This window comes from Aequorivita viscosa, from assembly GCF_900106795.1.
Lineage (GTDB): Bacteria > Bacteroidota > Bacteroidia > Flavobacteriales > Flavobacteriaceae > Aequorivita > Aequorivita viscosa.
In genome coordinates, this window is the sequence record NZ_FNNS01000033.1 from 1 (window position 1) to 24,449 (window position 24,449).

At 35.3% G+C, this 24,449-nt stretch carries 19 protein-coding genes; 15 read left to right on the plus strand and 4 right to left on the minus strand.

Annotated features, from left to right (window positions below):
• The first annotated feature begins 236 nt into the window (after positions 1–236).
• The 13 genes from BLW28_RS14365 (at position 237) to BLW28_RS14420 (ending at position 16,324) form a co-directional block, all read left to right on the plus strand.
• The gene (locus BLW28_RS14365) at positions 237–1,064 is read left to right on the plus strand and encodes a hypothetical protein (RefSeq protein WP_244885850.1); all 828 of its coding nucleotides are present in this window, start codon (positions 237–239) and stop codon (positions 1,062–1,064) included.
• Positions 1,040–1,693 carry a hypothetical protein gene (locus BLW28_RS14370; RefSeq protein ID WP_073221708.1) on the plus strand — a complete coding sequence of 218 codons (654 nt, stop codon included), beginning with the start codon at positions 1,040–1,042 and terminating at the stop codon, positions 1,691–1,693. The genes BLW28_RS14365 and BLW28_RS14370 overlap by 25 nt, the downstream gene beginning before the upstream one ends.
• Positions 1,694–1,942: 249 nt before the next feature.
• On the plus strand, positions 1,943–3,514 hold the full coding sequence (locus tag BLW28_RS14375) for an IS1182 family transposase (RefSeq protein WP_073221714.1): 1,572 nt from the start codon (positions 1,943–1,945) through the stop codon (positions 3,512–3,514).
• 531 nt (positions 3,515–4,045) lie between these two features.
• Complete coding sequence (gene xrtK / locus BLW28_RS14380) at positions 4,046–4,642, plus strand: exosortase K (protein WP_073221716.1); 597 nt, start codon at positions 4,046–4,048, stop codon at positions 4,640–4,642.
• Positions 4,626–7,451, plus strand: a complete 2,826-nt coding sequence (locus tag BLW28_RS14385) for an MSEP-CTERM sorting domain-containing protein (protein ID WP_073221719.1) — start codon at positions 4,626–4,628, stop codon at positions 7,449–7,451. Before xrtK ends, BLW28_RS14385 begins: the two co-directional genes overlap by 17 nt.
• Positions 7,439–7,582, plus strand: a complete 144-nt coding sequence (locus BLW28_RS15835) for a hypothetical protein (RefSeq protein ID WP_159431789.1) — start codon at positions 7,439–7,441, stop codon at positions 7,580–7,582. The genes BLW28_RS14385 and BLW28_RS15835 overlap by 13 nt, the downstream gene beginning before the upstream one ends.
• A gap of 46 nt (positions 7,583–7,628) precedes the next feature.
• The gene (locus BLW28_RS14390) at positions 7,629–10,109 is read left to right on the plus strand and encodes a WG repeat-containing protein (RefSeq protein ID WP_073221721.1); all 2,481 of its coding nucleotides are present in this window, start codon (positions 7,629–7,631) and stop codon (positions 10,107–10,109) included.
• A gap of 190 nt (positions 10,110–10,299) precedes the next feature.
• Positions 10,300–11,013 carry a hypothetical protein gene (locus tag BLW28_RS14395; RefSeq protein WP_073221724.1) on the plus strand — a complete coding sequence of 238 codons (714 nt, stop codon included), beginning with the start codon at positions 10,300–10,302 and terminating at the stop codon, positions 11,011–11,013.
• Complete coding sequence (locus BLW28_RS14400) at positions 11,010–11,864, plus strand: hypothetical protein (RefSeq protein ID WP_073221726.1); 855 nt, start codon at positions 11,010–11,012, stop codon at positions 11,862–11,864. Before BLW28_RS14395 ends, BLW28_RS14400 begins: the two co-directional genes overlap by 4 nt.
• Positions 11,865–11,998: 134 nt before the next feature.
• Positions 11,999–12,517, plus strand: coding sequence for a GNAT family N-acetyltransferase (locus tag BLW28_RS14405; RefSeq protein WP_073221731.1), 519 nt, complete (start codon positions 11,999–12,001; stop codon positions 12,515–12,517).
• A gap of 605 nt (positions 12,518–13,122) precedes the next feature.
• Positions 13,123–15,414 (plus strand): S41 family peptidase, encoded by a 2,292-nt coding sequence (locus BLW28_RS14410; RefSeq protein WP_073221733.1) that lies wholly within the window; start codon positions 13,123–13,125, stop codon positions 15,412–15,414.
• Positions 15,415–15,689: 275 nt separating this feature from the next.
• On the plus strand, positions 15,690–15,908 hold the full coding sequence (locus tag BLW28_RS14415; RefSeq protein WP_073221735.1) for a hypothetical protein: 219 nt from the start codon (positions 15,690–15,692) through the stop codon (positions 15,906–15,908).
• A gap of 152 nt (positions 15,909–16,060) precedes the next feature.
• Positions 16,061–16,324: a hypothetical protein gene (locus tag BLW28_RS14420; protein ID WP_073221736.1), complete on the plus strand. Its 264-nt coding sequence runs from the start codon at positions 16,061–16,063 to the stop codon at positions 16,322–16,324.
• 344 nt (positions 16,325–16,668) lie between these two features.
• On the opposite strand, the gene BLW28_RS14430 is transcribed toward BLW28_RS14420, so the two are convergent.
• The 3 genes from BLW28_RS14430 to BLW28_RS14440 are packed head-to-tail and all read right to left on the minus strand — an operon-like array spanning position 16,669 to position 19,492.
• Positions 16,669–17,349: a hypothetical protein gene (locus BLW28_RS14430; protein ID WP_073221750.1), complete on the minus strand. Its 681-nt coding sequence runs from the start codon at positions 17,347–17,349 to the stop codon at positions 16,669–16,671.
• 38 nt (positions 17,350–17,387) lie between these two features.
• Positions 17,388–18,101, minus strand: coding sequence for a response regulator transcription factor (locus BLW28_RS14435; protein WP_073221753.1), 714 nt, complete (start codon positions 18,099–18,101; stop codon positions 17,388–17,390).
• Positions 18,098–19,492 (minus strand): sensor histidine kinase, encoded by a 1,395-nt coding sequence (locus BLW28_RS14440; RefSeq protein WP_073221756.1) that lies wholly within the window; start codon positions 19,490–19,492, stop codon positions 18,098–18,100. The genes BLW28_RS14435 and BLW28_RS14440 overlap by 4 nt, the downstream gene beginning before the upstream one ends.
• A gap of 234 nt (positions 19,493–19,726) precedes the next feature.
• Between BLW28_RS14440 and BLW28_RS14445 the strand changes: the two genes are divergently transcribed.
• Both BLW28_RS14445 and BLW28_RS14450 read left to right on the plus strand, forming a co-directional pair.
• Entirely contained in the window at positions 19,727–22,132 is a 2,406-nt protein-coding gene (locus tag BLW28_RS14445) for an outer membrane beta-barrel family protein (RefSeq protein ID WP_073221759.1), read from the plus strand.
• 393 nt (positions 22,133–22,525) lie between these two features.
• Positions 22,526–23,158, plus strand: a complete 633-nt coding sequence (locus BLW28_RS14450) for a hypothetical protein (protein ID WP_073221763.1) — start codon at positions 22,526–22,528, stop codon at positions 23,156–23,158.
• A 94-nt stretch (positions 23,159–23,252) separates the two neighbouring features.
• Here BLW28_RS14450 and BLW28_RS14455 read toward each other — a convergent pair.
• Positions 23,253–24,449: transposase (locus tag BLW28_RS14455; RefSeq protein ID WP_244885851.1), on the minus strand; the 1,197-nt coding region annotated here is incomplete at its 5' end.

Sequence of the window (24,449 nt, forward strand, 5' to 3'; positions counted from 1 at the left end):
CGTCTAAAAGACTTTGTGTCAAGGTATTGAAAAAATATTAGAAAGTCAAGTATTTGATCATTTTTTTAATGCCGCAACTTTTATTTTAAAATGCTTCTAAGTAGTAAAAAGAACTGATCTGTTCAGCTTCGGGCGACTTCATGTAGTCAATGCCTAAAAGAAATAGCCCGATTCAGCAAATCAAAAAGATAGTCCTTCAGTATTTTTGGGTCATTTTTAAAACTACGTGTTTCTCTGTGAATAATCGATTATATTTGAGAATTGGGAGTAGAAACACTGCCGATAACACCAGATATAGTAAATATCGCGAAAAGCGATACTTCCCATATCCAATCGTTGCCCACCATTTGAAAAAAATTATGCACAGATTAAAATTTTTGCTTTTAATTGGAATTTTAGTTGGTTGTAACTCAAATAAAAAACAATCGATTGAAAATGAACAATCCGAAAAACCAAAAACTAAAACCAAACAAGAATTGACTGGAAATGAAATTGTCGGTAAACTTGATAGTCTTGATTTTTTCAATCTTACTGACCAATCCGAATTGGAACAAACAAAAGATGAAATGGTCAAATCTAAAGACGAACTGAATTTCTTTTCTGGAACATTGCGTGGCGAAACGATGGATTTTACCGACAAACGATTTTATTGGATTGATTGCGAAGAATTATTTGAAATTGGAGGTTTGACAGAATATCTCGACAAAGTAAAACCTACTTTTGAAAAATTGGGTTTAAATCTTAATTATGCAAATGAGAAAAACGAACAGTCTGAAAATTATTGGAAACACACTATCGAACTGAACGGGAAAGAATACGTAGCTTTTGATGGAGCGTTTACTGATAAAGATTGGGGAACTGTTTATGCAAATTTCATTTCGATTTTAAATGACGAACTTGAATTACAGAATAGTAAAAACAGATTTTATCCAATAAGGTGTGACAACGGTGGCGAAATGGTTCTGCTAACGGACAAACAATTTGAGATAATTAAAGAAAATTACCCAAATGATAATGAGCATCCAAAAACATTGTCGGAATGGAAACAGCAAAATGGATTGTGAAGAAAAAAACGCCTTTTTACATATCATTCATAATTCTGGTTTTGACTTTCAGTTGTAAGTCAGACAATAAAACTGATTTGAAAAAATTGGAAGAATTAGACGCTCAAAAAACGACGGAATTAATTACCCAGATTTTAAAAGATGAAAAAGATGGCGAATTATCATCAAGTTGTATATCAGAAAAGCCAAGAGCGATTTCGCATCCAACGGTTCCAAATTTTGATGAATATGTGAAAATGAATTTGAAAATAACGGATACTGTCCATTATAAAATGCAATCAAAATTATACAAAAAATTCAAAATCACAGCGGAGTTAGTTCCAAATAAAAACATATTAACCGAAACCCAATTCATAGAATTTAGAAATAAAACGGAAAATGAAGGATTTATATTTTGGGATTTAATAAACGAAAATTGCACATTTGGATATTGTTCTATTAGTAAGCCAATATTTAATGAAAATTTTGATTTAGCTTATGTCCAAATCGGAACAATCTGCGGAGGAAAATGTGGAAGTGGAGAAGAAAGAATTTATGAACTTCTCAATGGAAAATGGATTAAAAAAGAAAGAATTGGAGGATGGATTAGCGCGAGAAAAACGGTGGGCAACACCGTATATAGCTCATAACTTGGCAGTTGCTTAAACGAAGTTAAGGCATATTTGGAAGTCGCCAAATTTTTAAATTTAACGATTTCCAATAAAAAAGATAAATAGTAAAATTTAAAAATCTGGCTTGTGCTTAATCCGAAAATAATCGCTAATTTTCACGCTACGAGCCATATACAAGACCGTCAGACTGTCTCAAAACTTAATAAGTTTGTTGAAAACTCATTGCACTCTCTTTAGATGCTGCCTTGGTTATTTGTATCTTAAGGTATGGAATATCAACAAGGAGAAAACCGTCAACAACTCGCTTTATATACTAGCTGTTTGGACGACATGGTCCCGCAAGACAACTCGGTACGCTTTATCGATCAGTTTGTAGAAAGCATCGACCTACAGAAGATGGGGTTTGAGCCTTTACCCTCTCAAGGAAGACCACCGTATAACCCTGCAGATTTATTGAAATTGTATATCTATGGCTATATGAACCGGATGCGTTCCTCGAGACAATTAGAAAAAGAATGTCATCGTAATTTAGAAGTAATTTGGCTTTTGAAAAATTTAAAACCAGATCACAATACCATTGCGAGATTTAGAAAAGAAAACCCGAAGGCCATCAAACGTGTTTTTCGTTACAGTGTTGAGATTGCCAAAAACTTTAACCTTATTGGAGGATTGTTAATTGCTGGAGATTCTACAAAACTTCGGGCACAAAACAGTAAGAAAAACAATTACAACAAAAAGAAAATTGAACGGCATCTGGCCTATATCGAGGATAAACTCAAAGAACACAGCCTTGCATTAGAACAAGCAGACGGAGATAAGGCAGAAGCGCTCCGCACAGAGATAGCCAAGCATAAAAAACACCACAAGAAATACACCCGTATCAAACAGGAGCTCCAGGCGGACAAAAGTTCGGAAAATCCGCAATTATCCACATCAGATCCTGATAGTAGACACCAAATTGTACGGGGAATGATCACTGAGGTTTGCTACACACTTCAAACTACTGTGGATGATCAAAACAAAATACTTATCGATTACAAACTAACCAATCAAAACGATAAGAAAGCCATGGGCATGATGTTGCGCCGGGCCAAATCCATTTTACGAACCAACAAGTTTACCGCCCTTTACGACAAAGGCTATCATACCGGAAGCGAGTTTTGTACGGCCCATCAGCTAGACATTAAAACGCTTGTGGCCATACCCGCCATTGGGCGTGCTAGCCAGGCACCGCATCCGAAGTACAATGCCGAGAATTTTATATACAATCAAAAAACCGACACCTACACCTGCCCCGAAGGACATAAACTAACCAGTAACCAAAGCCACTATAAAACAAGAAACTACACTTTTAAACAGTACAAAACCAAGGCGTGCAAAGGTTGTCCGGTTCGCAATTTATGCACCAAGGCAAAAAACGGAAAAATTGTCCAACGCAGTGAGTACGCCCCATATATAGAAGCTAATGCCCTTCGAGTGACCCAGAACAAACAACGCTATAAACAACGTCAAGCGCTGGTCGAACACCCTTACGGCACCTTAAAACGCCAGTGGGGCTTTGATTACATAATTACCAAAAGAAAGATATCTGTGGCTTCGGCAGATGCCGGCTTGATGACCCTTGCCTACAATCTTAAACGGCTCTTTAATCTCGGTGTAAAGTTCGATATAACGGCCGTTTGCGCTGCGCTCAATTCGTTTTTAGGGGTTATGTTGCTTGCTATAACCCAATTATCCACTCAGGAAACTTTAAAAATCGCATTCCCGAGAAATTTCATAAAATTCATGAAATACGGAAATCTTAACCCTGAAACTGAATTTAAAGGAAAATTAGTGTAGTTTTGAGACAGACTGCCGTTGTGGGCTATGTAGAAGGAATTCCAATAAAACGGAATCGACACCCAAAAATTGACGTTCTGACCAAGAATAATCCGAAATAAATCCAGCGGAATAAATTGCGGACAGATTAAAGAAAAAAATATCAGAACGATTTTTATCGGAACTGAAATCCGTTCAGCGGACTTAAAAAAGTAGCGGATAAAAAAAAGAAAGATTTCCAATCATTGCGTCGGACTTTTATCAGCGGAACGCAAGCAACGGCGGAAAAGAAAGCTTATTTGCGAAATCTGTGTTTTAATCATCGAAACAAGTGATTTTCTTCGATGGTCGGTGAAAGAGAAAAAAGGAAAACGTAATCGGAACGCAAGCAGAGTATAAAAAACACAGCCCACAACATTATCTATAAGCAATGCGGGATAAGTGCCAAACCGAAAAGCAGTTGTATATTTACGAAGTCGCCAAAACTTTTTGGCGATTGGAACAAAAAAAGAAATTTAAGAACATAAGTTTTGGCTTATTGCGAATTCGAAAATGAATGCATTTTTGCCCCGCACTGCTCATAGCCGAGACGTTACCACACATACTAAAAAGACAGTGCAGACAAACAAGAACATACCATATTATTTGACAGCAGTAGGATTTTTCATCTTACTGAAATTTGGTTTTACGTTTGCGGACAATAACGACTTGACCTTTCTTCTCAAACCAACTGACAAACTCGTTGGACTGTTGACAGGTTCACAATCTGTTTATATTTCAGACAGCGGATATTTTCACGAACACCTAAACATCATAATTGACAAATCTTGCTCGGGATTTAATTTTTTTATTTTGTGCTTCCTTCTTTTTGCTTATTTGACAGTAAAACACTTTGACAAGTCTTTACAAAAAATCCTGACGCTTCCGACTTCTTTATTTGTGGCTTACGTGCTGACAATCTTTGTAAATACATCAAGGATTTTTGCTTCAATTGTAGTTCAGTCTCAAACAAAAAGTGCTTTTTTAAACCATCAACATATTATACACGAAGCTATTGGGATAACAACTAACCTGACATTCCTTATTTTGGCTTACGTTCTTATTGAAAAATTATTAACTTATAAACGATACAATGCGAAATTTGCTTAACCCGAAATGGCTTTTTGTCATAAACACGCTACCATTGGTCGTGCTGTTTTTCTTATTCTTTGGTCAGTTTAAAATTATTAAAACTTTATTGGAAGAAAGCAGCATTCAACTTTGGAAGTCTTTTGGTCTTTCGTTAGGAGTTCTTGGGTTAATGAATTTTGCATATGCGGTTTATTTGACATTAAAGAAAAGAAATGTTTCTGTATGGTTTGGCTTAATAGCTCTACTTTGCTACATACCATTCATTTACCTATACGGCTACAATTTAGACAAAATCATACCATTTTCAATCCCTCAATGGATGGTTTCGGGCAACATCTTTTTATATGTTGGGACATTTCTAATGCCGACACTAGCCTATTCATTGTTTGTTTTAGTTTCTCATTTTACACCTGAAAACAAAGAACACAAAGCTTGGATAAACTTTTTAATTGCGATTGGTATCCCGATTGCAGGTTATTTATTTACTCAAATCATTCTTCCTTTATGGCAACCATTTGACAGGGACTTTAACGTTCACGCAATGGTAATTCTTGTTATTGCTGCTACTTTAGTCTTTCTCTTTTTTTTAATTCGGGGCGTTTTTATACTAGCGACCAAAAAAGCAGAAGTTTGGCAGAAATACCAATTAGCTTGGAAAATACCAATTGCTATTGTGCTTCCATTAATAGGATTATCGGTAAACAACGGACACTTATTTAATAATTTTGGACCAAGTGATTCAGGAATATTTGGAGATTTCAATAATGCTTGGTTTTATGTTCTAGCTGTTATAAACGGCATAATGGTTTGCTTACCCAACCTTGAAAACAAACTATATCGACTTATTGTGTTTATAGGAAGAAGTATAACTTTTGTTTACACGCTCTATTTCTTTTTAGTTTTTCTTCCCTTTTTACCTTTATCAGTAATTGCAATTATTGCAATCGGGACAGGATTTTTAATGCTGACCCCTTTACTGCTTTTCGTTATTCACATTAACGAACTTTCAAAGGATTTTACATTCCTCAGAACTCTGTTTTCCAAAAAACTCATCATCGCAATTTCATTATTAGGCTTTTTGATAATTCCAGCATTTATCACGGCAACATATTTAAAGGACAAAAGCGTTTTAAACGAAACCCTCTCATATTTATACAGCCCCGATTACTCAAAGCAATACGATATTGATAAAGTTTCACTTCAAAAAACACTCAATGTTATAAAAAGTCATAAAGATCACAGAGATAGCAGGGGCGGAATATTTGGCAATGGGATTCCTTATTTGTCTTCGTATTTTAATTGGTTGGTAATGGACAACCTTACTTTGTCTGACTCTAAAATTAATACCATTGAAAAAATATTTTTTGGCAATATCTCTTTTGAACTACGACCTGAAAACATCCAAAACGACAATGTTCAGATAAGTAATATTTCCACAAATAGCACTTACGATAAATCTCAAAAAGCTTGGAAAAGTTGGGTTGACTTGGAAATAACCAACAAAAGTGGAAACAATTGGTTTTCTGAATATGCCACAACGATAAATTTACCCGAAGGATGTTGGATTAGCGATTACTACCTTTATGTTGGTGACGTAAAAGAGCCGGGTATTTTAGCAGAGAAAAAATCAGCAATGTGGATATTTTCACAAATCCGAAATGAAAACAGAGACCCGGGAATTCTATATTATTTAACAGGGAATAAAGTTGCATTTCGAGTATTTCCTTTTGCAAAAGATGAAGTGAGAAAAACGGGGATAGAGTTCTTACATAAAGAGCCAATTACGCTCAACATTGACAACAACATAATTGAATTAGGAAACATTGAAGAAACCATTTATGAAAAGATTGAAACTGAAAGCATAGCATATGTTTCAGTCCAACAAAAACAAAAATTGAATTCTGTTAAACGTAAACCATATTTCCATTTTTTGGTTGACGCTTCTAAAAACCAAAGCAGAAATTCAACCGATTTCATTAAAAGAATTGAACAAGTTATTGAAGCCAATCAACCACTTTCGGAAAACGCAAAAATCAGTTTTGTAAACAGCTATGTAACTACCACTACTTTAGATAAAGATTGGAAAGGAGAATATAAAAATCAAACTTTTGAAGGCGGTTATTATTTAGACAGAGCAATAAGAACAACCTTGTTTAATGCTTATCAAGATAAATCGAAAACATACCCTGTAATTGTAGTAGTGACAGACAGTATTCAAAATGCTGTTTTAGACAAAGATTTTGCAGACTTAAAATTTACTTTTCCTGAAAACGACTTGTTTTTCAATCTTGACAAGAAAGGAAATTTAATAGAGCATTCTTTGACAGAAAACCCAATAAAAGAACTGCCTGAAATTCTAAGAGAATGTATGTTTTGTGAAACTGTTTTGGAATACAAGCTAACGGACAATTCGGTTGCCTATTTAGCGAACAATAATCAACCAAGCATCATTTTGAGAAAGGATATTTTTGAAATTTCCGAAACAGAAATTAAAGAAAAGAATTGGCAATCTGCCTTGACAATGCAGGGACAATGGACTTCGCAAATCCTGCATCCTGAAATTTCAGACAAAGAATGGTTGAATATGGTAAAGTACAGTTTCATTTCTAAGGTTATGACACCTGTAACATCATATTTAGTTGTTGAGAACGAAGCACAAAAAGCAATGCTGAAAAAGAAACAAGAACAAGCTTTATCAGGAAACAAATCTTTAGACCTCGGTGAAGACACGCAAAGAATGAGCGAACCAAGTCTAATACTGTTGACAATTTTACTTGGACTTGTAATATGGTACAGAGAAAAACGAAAACGACAATGGACAGAATAACAAGAAGTACGTGTGGTAACATCACCTATACGCAAGCAGGGGTTTCGTGCTTCTTAGGACAGGAAAGTGGTAAATTTGAAGTTCAGTTCTTCGTAGGAAGTTCAGTGGTAAAATGCCCTGCCTGCGTATAGCTGAAAAACGTTATACCACATTTTAAAAACAACATAACAACAATAAATGAAACAGATTTTTTTACTCATTTTAATTTCCTTTTGTACAATAGCTATAGCTCAAGTTCCAGAGCCATCAAGAGAGATGAGAATAGATGCTGAAAAACCAAATGTTAAAAATGAAAACGCAAGCTACTATTTAAAAGATGGGAAATACGGATTTGTTTTGGGAAACAACCGTCAAGAAGCTATCTACGATAAAATCACTTATGGAACAAATGGCTTTATTATTCAAAAAGGAAAACTATTTGGATTAACAGATAATAAGGGGACACTTATAAGTAAGTTGGAGTTTGACAGCATCGGAATTTTAAAAAACGATTATCTTGTTAAACAAAATGGGAAATACGGGCTTTTGTCTGATAAAGGCATTTCGGTGCTACCTTCAAAATACAATAAAATACTTGGTAGGAATAATCTTGTTTCTATAGTAAAAGGTACAAACGGTAAAGTACAACTCATTTTTAACGAAACAGGAAAAGTTTTCAATCAGGATGTGGAGTATATAAACTTGTATTATAATTTGGCAATTGTAAAAAGCAATGGAAAATTTGGAGTGATTACCGATAAAATTATCGTTCCGTTTAAATACGATAGTATTGCCCATAATATTTCAAATGTTACAAAATCAAAGCAAAAACGAGTTGCCAATGATGTTGAAACAAACAATGTTAGCCGTCCACCTATCTTTGACTTTATGGTGTTGGAGAATAATAAATTGGGATTAATAAACAGCGAAGGAAAAATTATTTACCCTGCCGAAAATGACGAGATTAAACGAGAAACAATGTTTGCTTACTATTTCATAAAAAAGGAAAATCTTTACAGCATTTATTTTACATCTTCAAAAACAAAAACAGCGTTTAATTTTTCCCGAATTTATGCAGATGGATATGGCTATGTAATGGCTGTTCAGGAAAACAAAGCCGGAGCTTTTAATCTGAATGGAGAACTGATTGTTCCGTTTGAATATGACGATGATTATATTTCACAATATAGTGGCATTGGTCTACGGGTTACCAAAAATAAAAAACGAGGTGTTATTGATTCAAAAGGAAAAATAATTGTTCCAGTTATTTATGACGATGTAAGCACATTATATAACAGTAATTTCAAAAATTTTATAAAAGTAACATTGGATAATAAAGTAGGAGTTATAAGCCTTGAAGGTAAAAAGATTATTCCTGTGGATTATGAATTTATAAGTACTGAAGATGATTTCTTCAAAGTAACTACTCCTGAACCCAACCATAAAGTAGGATTATATGATAAGAATGGGAAAATTATAGTTCCTGCGGAATATCAGTGGATAGCGAAAAGCGGTACTGAAAATAGCAAAATCATTATTCTTAAAAAAGAAAATAATTCTTATAATTTCTTAAATCAGAAAAACGAACTGATTTTACCTGAAAACAGTATCAAATATGGCTATATTTTAAATGAAAATCTTTTATTAAATCCATTCTCTTCTAACAATAACTATTTATTGTACATAAAAAGCCAAAAAGGAAAATTCGGAATGTTGAACGAAATGACAGGAGTTGTTGATATTCCAATGATTTATGACACTATATTGCAACGATTTGAAGCAGGAGAACATACCTACTTTAGTGTACAAAAAGGAAATAAATTTGGTTTGATAAACGAAAAGAACGAAGAAATAATTCCTCTAAAATACAATGATATAAATATTAATTTTGTGGTTTCAAATTATGACAAAAACTATCAAGTTGTCGTGGCAAAGGGCAATAAATACGGTGCAGTAAACTTGAAAAACGAAATCCAAATACCTTTTCAATACACAGAATTAGAGCGTATTGCCGATATTGAACTTTATAAAGCAAAGAAAAAAGGACGCTATCAGATTATCAACGCTAAGAACCAACCCATAAACAATGATTTATATGACGAAGTAGCTAATTTCGAGCAGAAAGGAGGCTTTGAATATGGATACAAACCAAGCTATCAAGCTTTGACCTTTCGTAACGGGAAAATGCGTGTTATTGACGAAAAAGGAAATTACCTTTCAACTGAAATAACTATGCAGCCTCATAATGGTTACAGATCTTTTGACGAACTCAAATTTGAACTGATCAAAGCACTTGAAAACAACAATGATGTTTTATTGAAGGAGTTTGTAGATAAAATTGCGCCATCAGACCATATCCTGTATTATTTGAAGATTAATATGTTTAACAACAACAACACATTAGATTATGTAGATATATCTTACATTAAAGAGAAGTATTACAATGATTTATTGCAATTCAAACACAACTATTGGGGTAAAAATTCAGGATTGGGGTACGAACGAACTTCTCTTACAGAAGTGACAGATTATACATTGTACAGTGACGGCTTTATAACTAATAAAAGGAACAATGACCACGCATTTGGAAATGTAAAATACTTGGAGAAAATTTTGAGAAATGCAGTTAAAATCAATGGCTTTTGGATAAGTTCTTACTTTATGAAACAAAGCTTCTAACAAAATAAACGTGGTATAACATCACCTATACGCAAGCAGGGGCTTCGTGCTTCGTAGGACAGGAAAGTGCTAAATTTAAAGTTCAGTTCTTCGTAGGAAGTTCAGTGGTGAAAATCCCTGCCTGCGTATAGCTGAGAACCGTTATGTGTCACCCTACGAATGACCGTACATAAACAGAACAACAGAAAAAATGAGTGTATTTTCTTATCATCTTGTAAAACTATCTTTTATTTCTACACTCAGAATGATGTATTTACCAATTAAATCAAAACAAGTAAATGGATTGATTTATGCAGAAACGATGTCCGCAATGGTATTAGGTTCGTCAATCTATTCCAAATCCAGATTTTTTAACAGAGAAATTGTGGTTTTCGCTCAATGGGAAAATGAAAAGTATCTCGATGAATTTTTACAATCCAACCCAAAAGGAAAACAAATAGCAAAAGGTTGGCATATTCGATTGGAATATTTACGACAATGGGGGAAAATTTCGGGGTTTCAAATCCCCAATCACGAAACGGAATTGGAAAATGAAAATAATCCAGTAGTTGCCGTTACAATCGCTCGAATGAAATACACGCAAATTCCGAGATTTCTTCGTTGGGGAAGACCTGTTGAAAAACAAGTTCGGGACGATAACGGAACAACTTTGTCTTTGGCTTCTATTCGATACCCAAATATCATTTCAACTTTTTCGATTTGGAAAACACAAAAAGCAATGACCGATATGGTTCGTGGACACAGCAAAACTCCGCAACCCAAACGACACATCAATGCGATGAAAGAACGTGATAGAAAAGATTTCCATTTTGAGTTTACCACATTGCGTTTCAGACCACTTGCAGAATATGGAGAATGGAATGACCAAAAAAAATATATCCCAACTCAAACTGAACCAATATGAATTTAGCAGATACAATGCAAAAATTTCAGGATTGGTTTACGCAACAATGGGTTATTATTTGTGGAAGAAAAATCAATCCGTCTGAAAACACGTGGTTGTTTGGTACTTTTGGAGAAGTAAGCGGAATTGGAGAAAAATTCATTCATCAATTAGCCGAAAAGGAAGATTTAACCATAATAAGAAAATCCAATTCCAAAGGATTGTTAGATTCCATTTTGAGTTTGAATTTATCAGAAAATGAAATTAAAAAACTACCGAAAAATGTTATTGATTTTTACGAAAAAACGTCTGAATATAAACTGCAATTAAATGTAAAATGGAATCCGATATTTAAGATATTTGGTTATGTCGTGAATAGATTGTTCAGTCAGCGAATTAATCAACTCAATATTCCGACAAACAACATTCAATCCTCTGAAAATCTGACCAGCGAAATCATTGAATTAGTTGCAAAAAACACCAACGAAGTAAAATACACGATTTGGTTGCGAAAATTTCAATCAACAGGAAAAGTTATTTATTCGGGAATTTATACAACTTGTTTGCTACCCTCAGGAATTACTTGCGTAAAAGCCATTTTTCCGTTGCCAAAAGGAAATGCAACGGTTATTTTGAAACCTTCTGTCGGAGAAAAAAACGAACTGATTTTAGATTCATCGGGAAATAAATTTGGGGATGCCGGTTTTTATTTTTTACTGAACGATTCCAAAGGGAATTGTTGGAGCAAATACATCAAATCCTTTACGGACAAACTTATAGTAAGTGATGATAATGAAAAACTAAAAGCAAAACAAACGCTCAAATTATGGCGTCTTAAAGTTGCAAGATTTGAATACGAGATGAAAAAATAAATAACATAAACCAAACAAAAAATAAGGGCGAACACATAACAAGGGTTTGGCGTCAGGCGGGGTTTACGTTCCCGCCCGAACGCAAAGCCCGAAACCGACGTTGTATGCAATTAAACAGATTGTGCCGAAAAAAAATGAATTATTTTAATCAACAAACAGAAAGACTGAAATTCAGAAAACTGACAAGGGAAGATATTCCCGTTTGGACTAGCTTTTTTGTAAATAACGATAGATTAAGATTCTTAGGGATTGATTTATCTAACAAGCCCGAAACTCACGCCACAGAATGGATTGAAAAACAATTAGAAAGATATGAAACAGAAGGTTTAGGGCATTTAGCAATAGAACTGAAAGAAACTAGCGAATTTATAGGAGTTGGAGGAATAATACCGCGGGAACTAGAAAACAAAAATGAATTCGAGATTGCTTACTCTTTACTACCCAAATTTTGGAATAATGGATATGGGACTGAATTAGCCAAGAAAATGACAAAATATGGTTTTGAGAATATTAAGCCCGAGCGGTTTGTATCTATAATAGACAAAGAAAATTCAGACTCAATAAATGTAGCCCTAAAAAATGGAATGAAGGTTTTGTTTGAAACGCAATACTTAGGAATGAATGTTGAAGTTTATGGAATATATAATGAATAACTGCATACAATAACTAAGCATTCGTGTGGTCGGTACGACCCAACATGAATGTCCCGCACCTGCGGGATTGACTGAACCGGTGTATGTCGGTTTGTCCTTATGGGGATTGGTCTGGTTTGGGATGGGTTTTCAGGAGTCGGTTTTCCCTGATTTGGGGTCGTTGACTGCAATTTTTGATGTGGCCGCTTACCTTTCTATATTAAATTGGTATAAGTGCCTGAGGGGGTGTGTTTGATTATTAGTTTATCTTGTATTTGTTGTTTTGGAATGGCAATTATATGTTTTGGGTGACATTTTAACTGTCCTCCCGAACTTTAATGTATTGCCGACTTGTCATCATAATGTCCTTAATTTCTTTTCTTATTATAATTATTTGTTTGTAACGTTTTTGGGGATTCTTGGTGTTAAATTCATATTATTTAGGTGTAATTGTTGACAATTATTTGACAAGATATTACTTCCCGAAATAAAATTTTAATTATTTGTGCTATGTTTGAATGTGATAGTATTATAATTGCGGGTATATTGGATATATACGCCATGAATTAATATGATGCTTCGGATATACTTATGTTACCTGCAAGCTAAAACAATAAAGAACAACAATGAAACAAAGATTCGGAATATTAATTATTGGACTTCTTTTAATTGGGTGTAAAAGCAAAACTTCCACCCAAAATGAGATTCAAGAAATACAGGAACGACAACAAGAAAAAGTAAACCATTTAAAAGTTTTTGCTAAAGCTTATGGATATGTAAAATACTTTCACCCGAGTGATGAAGCTTCCAAAATAGATTGGAATAGTTTTGCAGCCTATGGCGCAAACGAAATTTTAAAATCCAACAATACAAACGAAGTAATAGCCACCCTAAACAACCTATTTAAGCCTATTGCACCCAGTGTTGTATTTTCCAATACAAAGCAGGATTATGATATGTCGACAATTACACCCAATATTGTTAATGACTACAAACCAACTTATTGGCAACATTTAGGTGTTTCAAAAGATATGAATATGCAAGGTGAGGCTTATAGTAGTGTTAGAGTGAATAGATATACAGAAGTTGATGAATCTAACGGTTTTGGTAACCTCTCGGTATCCATAAATGCTGAAAAATATAAAGGAAAGGAGATAAAATATAGTGGATGGATAAAACTTAAAGAGGGCTCTAAGGGTACAGGGCATTTATGGATGAGAATTGATAAGAGTGATAATACTCTGGGCTTTTTTGAGAATATGGACGCTAACCCAATTAAAAGCAATGAATGGAAACAATATGAGATTATTGGAAAAATAGATGATTTAGCATCTGGAATTTATTTTGGTAGCTTTATAAAAGGAAAAGGTACTATGTTTTTAGATGACGTACGTCTTCATTATAAAGAGAACAATGAATGGGTAGAAATACCAATCAAGAACAATGATTTTGAAGCACAAACACTTGGCAAAAGAAATGAACAATCAGCTTGGACAGGAAATAGCGTCGGATATTCATATACATTTTCAACCACCGAAATTAAAGAGGGTAAACAAAGTGCTGTAATAGCTTATGAAGGAAAAATTAAACGGGTTGAAGGAACAGCTCTTTTTGATTCGCATCCAAAATTTGGAGAACTTATAGAAAGAGAAATAGGTGATGGGATTTTTTGTCAAATACCTTTAAATTTATATGCTAATAATGAAACCACGTATCCAAAAAGCACAAGCTTAAATACTTTAAACAAAAGCATAAGCGCAATGGATGATAGCGGAAACAATATCTTTCTTTACTTAGGAAATGTTATAAATACCTACAATGTTTTTCAACATTTTTACCCCTATTTTAATGAGGTGGAAGTGGACTGGGATAAAGAATTAACAGCGGCATTGCAAAGAAGTTTTAATGACCAAACAGATTATGAACATCTGGTGACTTTACAAAAGTTTACGGCACCATTAAAAGACGGACATATTTATGTAAGTGGTCCTAATATCAAAGAATATGTTCCCGCCATTAACTGGGAGTGGATTGAAGGGAAGTTGATTATCACCAGGGTGAAAGATGAGTCTTTAGGAATAAAAGTAGGTGACGAAGTCACTAAGGTAAATAACCAATCATCAGAAAATTATTTTAAAGAAGTTAATTCTAAAATTTCGGCAGGAACTAAAGGATGGTTAAACTATAGAGCGCAAGTCGCTAGCCTTTCTGGCGAAAAAGATGAAAAACTGGTTCTGGAGATTAATGGTAAAAATATAGTCTTGAATCGTGATAACAAATATGACTATGGTGAAATAGATATCGCCATACAAGAAAATGATTATAAGCTATTAGATGAAAATATATATTATCTCAATCTCAGCGCAATTGAAATGGACACTATTACTGCCCTTTTACCACAACTAGAAAAAGCAAAAGGTATTATTTGTGATTTACGAGGTTACCCAAATGGAAACCACGCTTTTATCTCGCATCTCTTGAGGGAAAAGGACACTTCAAAAGCTTGGATGAGAATCCCAAAAATAATCTATCCAGATCAAGAAAAAATTGTAGGATTTGAGAACAGTGGATGGGAACTGCAACCAAAAAAACCCTATTTAGGAAATAAGAAAGTTGTTTTTATTATTGACGGAAGTGCCATAAGCTATGCTGAAAGCTATATGAGTTTTATTGAAGGTTATCATTTAGCCACCATATTGGGGCAACCCACTGCAGGTACAAATGGCAATATAAATCCTTTTTCTCTTTTAGGAGATTTTACTATTAGTTGGACAGGAATGAAAGTGGTAAAACACGATGGTTCTCAGCTTCACGGCGTTGGAGTGCTTCCAGATATATATGTCAGTAAATCAATTGAAGGAGTTAAATCAGGAAAAGACGAGTTTTTGGAGAAAGCAATAGAGGTTATTTTGGAATAATTGACCTACTATTATTTTGAAATTTAAAGATGGCAAAATCGATTAAAAGTGCAGCAAAGCCAGCAGGTAACATCGGCTATAAGCAATGCGGGATAAGTGCTAAACCGGAAAGCAGTTGTATATTTACGAAGTCGCCAAAACTTCATTTTGGCGTAAAAACGAAAATTTAAGTAAAAAAATAAAGTTTTGGCTTATTGATAATTTGAAAATCAGTGCATTCTTTGCCCGCACTGCTCATAGCCCAAACGTTTCCTGCAAGCTAAATAAGCACATAGATGAAACAAAAATTATTGATTTTTCTATTTACGATTCTTTCCTCAAGTACTTTCGGACAGACTAATCCAGAAGATATTATAATTGTCTATGATTCATTAAATCCAAGTGGAAAAATAATTTTGAAAAGCAAATTAGCGTCTAATTTAGATTCTTTAAGCACTCATCTTGTGGATGACAAAAGAACTGATTTGTTGATAAAAAAGATAGTTCAACATTAAAAAAAATATTAATTGGAGATTGGAAGCTAGAAAGTGCTAAGCGAGTAAATGGTAAAACCTTAAACATACAAACCCCCGACCAAATCAGATTTGATGAAAATCAAAACTTCATCCAAATATTAAAAGGTAAAATTTCAAGAGGAGAATGGTTTGTGAAGCAAAACCTTATTGGAAACCTTCATCTAAAGTATAATGAACGACAATTTTTAATAACAGATGAAGAATTAATAAAACAATTACCTGAAGAACAAATTGAATCTATGAGTTTTAATTCCAATATCCTATCGATAATGGAAATCGACGAAGAACATCTTGTTTTTACAAATTTCGTACTTGAAAATGCGCAAGATTTTGACAATATGTTTTTTAGATTAGTTTTAATAACATACATCAAGACGGATAAAGCCAGCAGATAACACTGATAACCGTTGAACAACCTCATGATTCTATAAGAACATAACCCATATATGCCTCAAGAGGTTTCGGGATAAGCGACGTTTTTTATGGGTGCAAGGGAAACCTTATGTTTTTAATTGAAAGAATTTGTAAATTAGTTGGGTTGTTGATTGTGTTATGTTTTATGGATACTGAATCATCTTTTGGAACGAATTTTAGAGGAATAACAAGAATTTGCAACGGAACGCGATACAATCGCGCACTAGCGGGGGAATGGGCTGAGTGTGATTTAACCTTGCAAGAAATTTAAAAACCGCCTGCCTCAAATAAAAACAAGCGGTTAAAGCAAATTCAAATTAACAGATTAATTTTTCTTGAGATTTTCAATTACTTGTTGTAAGCTATCTACTTTTTTTTGAAGCTTTTCAGCCTTTTTTTGTAAAGCCTGAACATCTTTTTCTCTGTGTTCCCGATTATTTTGGCGTGCTAAACGGTCGGCTTCGCGCTGCATTCGCTCGGCGTCTCGCTGTAAATGTTCTGCTTTGCGTTGTAAAGATTCTGCTTTTCGATTATCATCACCTGAAAGTAATTGTTTGATTTGTTTTCCTACGCGAACAAATTTTTTAGTTAAGGTATTGGCTGCCTGTTCTTTGTCCAAATTTATTTTTAATTTCCCGGAAGAAAATTTGATGCTGTAAATTTCCTCATCTTCGCTGGCAAATTGCCATTCCCAGTCGTTCCCATTTTTTTGCAGGTTTTCTTCTCCAAACTGATCCAACAATAAATCTTTTAATGCTTTATCATTTTTTGACGGAAATTTTGCTCGTAATTTATACGAATTATTAGATTCGCTAATGGCTATGGAAAGATTGCCCCCCTTATCTTCATCATCTTTAGAAACCGATCGCACGTAATTGCTACTGGTACTCGAGGATGTACTCACCGTTGTTGAAGTTGTCGGTGGTGTAGGAGGAGTTGGCGTCTTTTGAGAAAAACTTAAAGCGCCCAGGCTCATCAATAAACTGCTTAAAAAAATAGTTTTCATAGGTTCTAAGGTTTTAATGGATTAAATTATTCTGTTAATTATTTTTTTGATTTTTCTTCAATCCGAAAAGTGAGTCCGATGCCTCTCGTGCTTTCAATACAGATACTGGGATCCTTCTTAAAGTGTTTTCGAATGCGGCTGATAAACACATCCATACTCCGACCAGAAAAGAAGTCGTCGTTTTTCCAAATCGCATTTAAAATTTCTTCCCGTTTCAACAACTTGTTTTTATGCTGAAATAGATAACTAATCAGCGCAGCTTCTTTTTCGGTGATCTTTTGAACGTTTTCTTTCCGCAACAACTGGTAATTTTCAGTGTCGAGAAGGTAACTGCCAATTTTTATTTTGGAAGGTTCTTTTATAGGGTTCCTGTTTTGCGTGCGTCGCAAAATATTGTTCAAACGTAAAACCAAAATATCGGCGTCAAAAGGTTTGACGATATAATCATCGGCTCCCAGTTTTAGACCTTTTATTTTGTCTTCTTTTAGTTTTCTTGCCGTTAAGAATACAAAAGGCATTTCTGGTATGATATCAATAATCTTTTCGGCCAACTGAAAACCATCCAATTTGGGCATCATCACATCCAATACACTTATGGCAAAAGGTATTTTTCTTGCTTGCTGAAAAATTTCCAAGGCTTCCTGTCCATTTTTAGCCCAAGTGACTTGATAGTTATGAACTTCCAAATATTGTTTGAGGATGCTCCCATAATCTACATCGTCTTCTGCCAGTAAAATAGGGGTCTTTTTCATCTGTCCAGTGGAATTTTAATTAAAAAAGTACTTCCTTGTCCTAGTTCACTTTCTACTGAAACCTCTCCGTAGTGTGCTTTTACAATTTGTTGAGTGTAATACAATCCCAGGCCAAGCCCTTTCTGTTGATATACATCGCCTTGCGGAACGCGATAAAATTTATCAAATAGGTTTTTTTGTGCCTTTTTTGAAATTCCCATTCCGTGATCTTGAATGGCAATTATAAACTGATTTCTATCAACCCTTGTTTTTATCCTAATTTCGACAAGAGCTTCACTGTATTTTACGGCATTGTCCAGTAAATTAAACAAGGCGGTGGTAAAATAAAATTTATCCAATCGCAAGAAGACTTTCTTCGGAAAAAGGTCGGTTGTAAGGTTAAGCTTTTGATGTTGCAAGCCCATTTTAAAATCTTCTAAGACTTCTTCCAAATAAGGACGTGCCAGAACTTGCGTGCGTTGCAAGGGGATATTTTCCGCATTTAAACTATTGCTCATCACCTGGTCGATTAGTTTTTGAATACGATCATTCTGTCGGTCGATGATGGTCAACGAATGTTTTAGTGCTTCCGGATTATCCTGAATTTCTTTGACTTTTAAGCCTTTGGTTGCAACACCCAAAGTGGCCAAAGGCGTTTTAAGCTCGTGGGTGATATTATTGATAAAATCTGTTTTGATCGCATTAACTTTTTTCTGCTTGATTAGTGTTTTTAGTGAGTAATAAAATAAGCCAACCATCGCTAAAAAAATGATTATGGATCCAATCAATAGGCCAGCCATCTGCTTGAATACGATGCTTTTCTCATCAATAATTTGCATTATATCCTGCGCTTTTACCTCTAAGTTATATTGTTGGGTGGTAATCTCGCTCCCGGTCTGGTCAATGTAGTCGAATTGGGAAAACGTTCGGGATACACTTACCGAATTTGCTTTATCATTGGGGAAATCGGCACCAAACAAGCGAAAGCTGTCGTCCTTTTTTAGCGGAAATAGAGTATCGTTTTCTTTTCCAAAAATGACAATACTTTTTATATTCTTCTTATAATTAAGTGCATAATCCAGTTTCTTGTTTTTCAATTCACGTTTATAAATCTGATAGTACTTATCATTTAATGTATTGGCTTTTAATTGGATTCGGTACAACAATTCCTTTTTAGTAATCCGTTGGTTTTTATAATCAGCAATCTGATTTTTCAATTCCTCACCCCAGAAATCCACTATCGTATCCAATTCCTGATTATAATCAATCTTTAAGATCTGATCACGGGTTTGATCGATAAAAGCATTGCGTTTCAAAGTATACGTGTTGTAAATCAAATAACCCTGAATGCTTGAAAGCGCGAGAAACACCATCACCGAAATTGTCATCAACCAAAAGAACCTTGTTTTCATATTTTTAAATCTATTTCAAAACTAACACAGTTTCTTCTTTTTTTCGTTAAAATCCTCATCGTTAACCCATCGTTAACCGAAAAATGGTTTATGATTCTAAGTTTTTCAAGTCTTCTTCAAAATTGTGCTTTTCTAAAAATCGCTATACGCTTTCACCATTAACCTTACGTTAACCCAGCGTTAACCGTCTCTTCCATTTCGCTTTTTCACCTTTACAGAAATAAAATTTACACAATGAAGTCTTTAAAATCAATTATCTTTTTTCTTTTATTCTGCGGAAGTGCGCAGGGTTTCTTTGCTCAAAATAAAGTACCGTTCACGGGAACTGTACAAACGCCAGACCGCCAACCTGTTTTTGCTGCAGACGTTCTTTTAAAATCACCCCAATCTGAAAAAATAATTACCTATACAGTTACTGATTCTGTGGGAAAATTCAGACTTGAAGCTCTTCCCAATATTTATCTATTAGAAGTGCATTCCCTGGGTTTTCATAGTTTTAAGGATACTATTCATCTTTCTCGAGTAATACTTTCAAAACAAATCCTTTTGAATCCAAAAGAAGAAGTACTTTCAGAAGTAATGATTACCGTAACCAAACCGCTCATAGAGAAAAAGCTGGATAGAATGGTAATTAATGTGGGCGATCGCCCTGCTTTTGCTGGTAGTAATTCCTTTGAGTTGTTAAAAAGCACGCCGGGTATCTATACTTCTCTAGGAGATCACTTACAATTGATGGGGAAATCAGGAATCAGACTGATGTTAAATGGTCGTTTACAAACGTTGAATGAAGATGAAATCGCTAACTTTTTAAAAACCTTACCTGCGGAAGAAATTCACACCATCGAAATTATCACTACGCCTCCAGCAAAATATGAAGCGGAAGGAAATGCAGGAATCATCAATATTATCACCAAGAAACAAACCGAAAAAGGATGGAACGGAAACTTTGCCTTGACGGGTTATCAAGGCGATTATGGTCGACTTGTAGGACGAACAGGGTTCCAATATCAGGGAGAGCAACTCAACGCCGCGGTTTCCTATAGCGGGGGAAAAGTAAATTCTTTTGAAAAAATAAAACAGTACAATAATTTGCGCTTACCAGAAGAGGAACAGCGATATCAATCTTCCAATTACGAGCGTAGGAAACAATTTTATAATGTTTTACGTGGTCAAATTGATTTTCAGCTTAATGAAAATTCCATCTTGAGTCTTGCGTCACGCACCTCAATCAATGAAAATAACCGACCTTCCACAAACCAGACTTTTCAGACGACTGCTGAAGATTTGCCCGTTGATTCTTTTCAAACTTTTACACAGGAAGATATCAATTTTTCCCACTACAGCACCGATTTATATTACGAATATACGCTGGATTCGTTGAATAAGAAATTTTCGGTATCTGCCAGTTCTGCAAAATTTGGAACACGTGATAATCAAAATTTTACCAATATTTTTGATTCCAAAGAAAATACAAGTGAACAACGATTGCGAAGCGATTTTGATAATGAAACTAAAATTAGAGCGATAAAATTAGATTTCACCCTGCCCTACGAAGCGATTTTATGGGAAATAGGTGCAAAATATGGATTTACCGATGCGACGAACAACTTTTTATTTCAGAATTTGGAGAATGGGGATTGGCTTAAAAAAACAGACCTAAGTAATGATTTTCGGTATAAAGAACACAATGCAGCGGTTTATGTTTCGGTAAAAAAGGAACTCTCTGAAAGTTGGGAAATAAAAGCAGGTTTGCGCGGGGAGTTTTCTGCTACGGAAGGTTACTCACCTACCTTGGAACAGCAAACAAAATATGATTATTTTAAACTATTTCCCACCTTTTACTTACAATACAAAGCCAGTAAGAATTACCAACTCAACCTTTCGTATTCAAGACGTATTAACCGACCCGATTACAGCGATTTGAACCCGTTTATCACCTATCAAAGTCCGTTGTTTTCCAACCAAGGAAACCCGTTATTACGACCCGAATTTACCCATTCCATAGAATTTAGTCACGTGATTCGTCAAAAATATATTCTTACGCCTTTTTACAATTATACCAAGGATTACTATTCTGAATTTCCCAGGAATATTTCAGGTTCATCAGAAACACGTTACACTTTTGGCAACTTGGGAAGCAGTCAAAATTTCGGAATCCAGGCAGTAATTCCGCTGAAATTGACAGATAAAATTCAGCTGCAACAAACAATACTTGGTTTGTACCAGTATTATAACATTTCTTATGCAGATACTGCTGAAAATCCAGAAGGCTTCTTTTGGAGGTATCAGTTCTCGGCAAAAATTCCATTCAGTAAAAAACTGCAAGCTGAAGTTTCCGGGAATTATCGTAGCAAAACCCTACAAGGTTTTTATCGGGTAGGAAATTCGGCAGAATTGGATATTGGTCTAAGCTATTCTTTTTGGAAAGAAAAAGCAAGTCTGAATATAGGGCTTTCTGATGTTTTATATACCAATCGTAGCAAAGTAGCCGTTGAATATCCATCTCAATCTTTAGGCTTTACAAGGCATAACGACACCCGATTATTGAAAATTGGATTTAGTTATCGTTTTGGCAAGAAAGAACTCAAAGCAAATATGGAATTTGGAAGTGCCAGCGAGGAAGAGCAAAGCAGGAATTAATTAACTTATAACAGATAGCAATTTAAACTGAATACTTAGTAAAGCAGAATTTAAAGCGGACTTGACTTCAAAGGTGTAGATGGAAATGGAGTTTGGCCGCTTCCCGGTTTTTCTCGGGAATGAGCGGGCAAGTGGAATGGGAATCGGAAGCTTTGGAGTTGTGTCCAAGACCTTTGTAGTGAAGCGCTTTTCCCGCAATGGAGCCCTTCGGCGTTAAATTCATATTATTTAGGTGTAATTGTTGACAATTATTTGACAAGATATTACTTCCCGAAATAAAATTTTAATTATTTGTGCTATGTTTGAATGTGATAGTATTATAATTGCGGGTATTTGCGATATATACGCCATGAATTAATATGATGCTTCGGATATACTTATGTTGCCCACAATTTGAAAAAAACCGTACTTAAAATATTAATTCTGACTTTAATTTTGGTTAGTTGTAGACAAAACAACAAATCGGAATCACAAGCTCGTGAGTTAACTCAAATTGAAATTACTGATGAATTCAAACTTGAATTTCTTACTCAAATTTTATCTGATAGTTCAAAATCTAGACTGTTATTCGATAAAAGAGAATTGATTTCAAATTTGCCTGCTATAGTTCCACCACAATTACCAATTGACCCAAATAATCCCAGTCGAACAATTTCGCATTTTGAATTTATATCTGACACTCTAAAAATTAATGATATTGACTTTGTGAGAAAACAATTTAGAAAAAATAAAGATTTTGATATTTCAACTTTAGAAAAAAATGGATTTAAAGTCATTGATGTAGAAAAATATAGAGAAAATGAAATTCAATGGGATTCAATTAATAAAATTGCCGAAAAATACTATGAAGAAAATAAAATGATTGATTTCTATTCATTTCTTCATATCACAAAACCGATATTTAATAAGGAACTAAATTTAGCATATGTGCGATTTAGACCAGGCTCTGGTGGAATGATTAGAATTTATGAAAAGCAAAATGGAATTTGGCAAATGAAATATGAATTTGATGAATGGATTGAATAAAAAACTGTGGGCAACAATGGTAACCGTTGCACAACCCCCTAATACCAGAAAAACCAAATTCATTTAAGCCGCTTTAAGCGGCTTTGTTTTTTCCTCAGGCCAGAAAATAAACAAGATTTGTGCTCTTTAAAAAGGCCCCAATACATTTTTGGAGCAACGTTCTTGGCGAAAAACATAAAACAAGGCTTCCCGCCCCACTTTTCACTCGTTTATTATCGAATTTTAGGTACTTCTTCAGGTTATAGGCGATTGCAGACAAGTGCATTACCTTGTTGGCCTGCCTTATCCCTATGGTATTGATCTTTCGCAGTCCCATAAATTGGGTGAGTGTCCCAAAAACCGGTTCTACGGTACTTTGTCTCTTGCTCTTTAAGTAGCGTCCTTCTTTACTGGTTACACGCGCTGCGTTGCGTTCATACTCTTCTCTGTAATAGGTCACGCTGAACTGTTTCTCATTTACTTTTCCCAGGCAGCTTGCTTTAAGGGGACATCCCTTGCACAGTAAGCTCGAGGCACGGTACGACTTCTTTTTGGTCTGTGTGCGGCTGTCCATAAACACTTTTTTGAAGGGGATTACCTTTTCCATTGGGCACAGATAATAATCGCCATCCTCCACATATCTAAAATTATCGGGGCCGCCCTTGTAGGTGCCGTGGGGCGGGATAAAACTCCTGAGCCCTCGGGATTCCAAAAATGCATAGTTCTCCCCGCTGCTGTAACCGGTATCCGCCACACAGTTTTTAAAGACCAGCCCTTCCCGCCACAAACGGCCCTGAAGGCGCTTTACAATATCCGCCAACTGCTGGTTGTCCTTCCCGTCCGCGTGGTATGCCCGGATATCCGTTATTACGTGGTGCGCTATATCCACACTGAGCTGGCTCAGGTAATTCAGTTTCCTGGCCTTCCCTGGTTTTACGCTTATGCGTGCATCGGGATCGGTGGGACTGTAATGGGTCTTGTTGCTGGTGTACTTGCTGCCCTTATTACCTGCTCCAGGGCGCTGGTCCTGATCCTTGCTCCAGCGTTTGGTGCGGCTCTTTATGGCATCCAGTTCCTTCTGGCTTGCAGTGATCCTTCGCTGGTTGTCATCTGCCTTGTCTTCTTTGGATTTTCTAATTGGTTGTTCCTTGTCCATCGCACTGATATGGCGAACCCTACGGAGATGACCTTCAAGATCTTCCTCAGGAACTTTGAGCTCAAGGGTATCCATACTCGCATTGGCCTTAACAGGCGCAGAATCGATAGTCTGGGTGTGGCCGCTGACCATTCCGCTCTCTATGCACAGCTGCAG

What these genes read in the sequence shown, in the direction of transcription:
- BLW28_RS14370 (WP_073221708.1), top strand. Translation starts at nt 1,040, where the DNA reads ATGGAAACAGCAAAATGGATTGTGAAGAAAAAAACGCCTTTTTACATA.
- BLW28_RS14415 (WP_073221735.1), top strand. Translation starts at nt 15,690, where the DNA reads ATGAAACAAAAATTATTGATTTTTCTATTTACGATTCTTTCCTCAAGT.
- BLW28_RS14435 (WP_073221753.1), bottom strand. Translation starts at nt 18,101, where the DNA reads ATGAAAAAGACCCCTATTTTACTGGCAGAAGACGATGTAGATTATGGG.
- BLW28_RS14440 (WP_073221756.1), bottom strand. Translation starts at nt 19,492, where the DNA reads ATGAAAACAAGGTTCTTTTGGTTGATGACAATTTCGGTGATGGTGTTT.
- BLW28_RS14410 (WP_073221733.1), top strand. Translation starts at nt 13,123, where the DNA reads ATGAAACAAAGATTCGGAATATTAATTATTGGACTTCTTTTAATTGGG.
- xrtK (WP_073221716.1), top strand. Translation starts at nt 4,046, where the DNA reads ATGAATGCATTTTTGCCCCGCACTGCTCATAGCCGAGACGTTACCACA.
- BLW28_RS14430 (WP_073221750.1), bottom strand. Translation starts at nt 17,349, where the DNA reads ATGAAAACTATTTTTTTAAGCAGTTTATTGATGAGCCTGGGCGCTTTA.
- BLW28_RS14395 (WP_073221724.1), top strand. Translation starts at nt 10,300, where the DNA reads ATGAGTGTATTTTCTTATCATCTTGTAAAACTATCTTTTATTTCTACA.
- BLW28_RS14375 (WP_073221714.1), top strand. Translation starts at nt 1,943, where the DNA reads ATGGAATATCAACAAGGAGAAAACCGTCAACAACTCGCTTTATATACT.
- BLW28_RS14385 (WP_073221719.1), top strand. Translation starts at nt 4,626, where the DNA reads ATGCGAAATTTGCTTAACCCGAAATGGCTTTTTGTCATAAACACGCTA.
- BLW28_RS14445 (WP_073221759.1), top strand. Translation starts at nt 19,727, where the DNA reads ATGAAGTCTTTAAAATCAATTATCTTTTTTCTTTTATTCTGCGGAAGT.
- BLW28_RS15835 (WP_159431789.1), top strand. Translation starts at nt 7,439, where the DNA reads ATGGACAGAATAACAAGAAGTACGTGTGGTAACATCACCTATACGCAA.
- BLW28_RS14405 (WP_073221731.1), top strand. Translation starts at nt 11,999, where the DNA reads ATGAATTATTTTAATCAACAAACAGAAAGACTGAAATTCAGAAAACTG.
- BLW28_RS14390 (WP_073221721.1), top strand. Translation starts at nt 7,629, where the DNA reads ATGAAACAGATTTTTTTACTCATTTTAATTTCCTTTTGTACAATAGCT.
- BLW28_RS14400 (WP_073221726.1), top strand. Translation starts at nt 11,010, where the DNA reads ATGAATTTAGCAGATACAATGCAAAAATTTCAGGATTGGTTTACGCAA.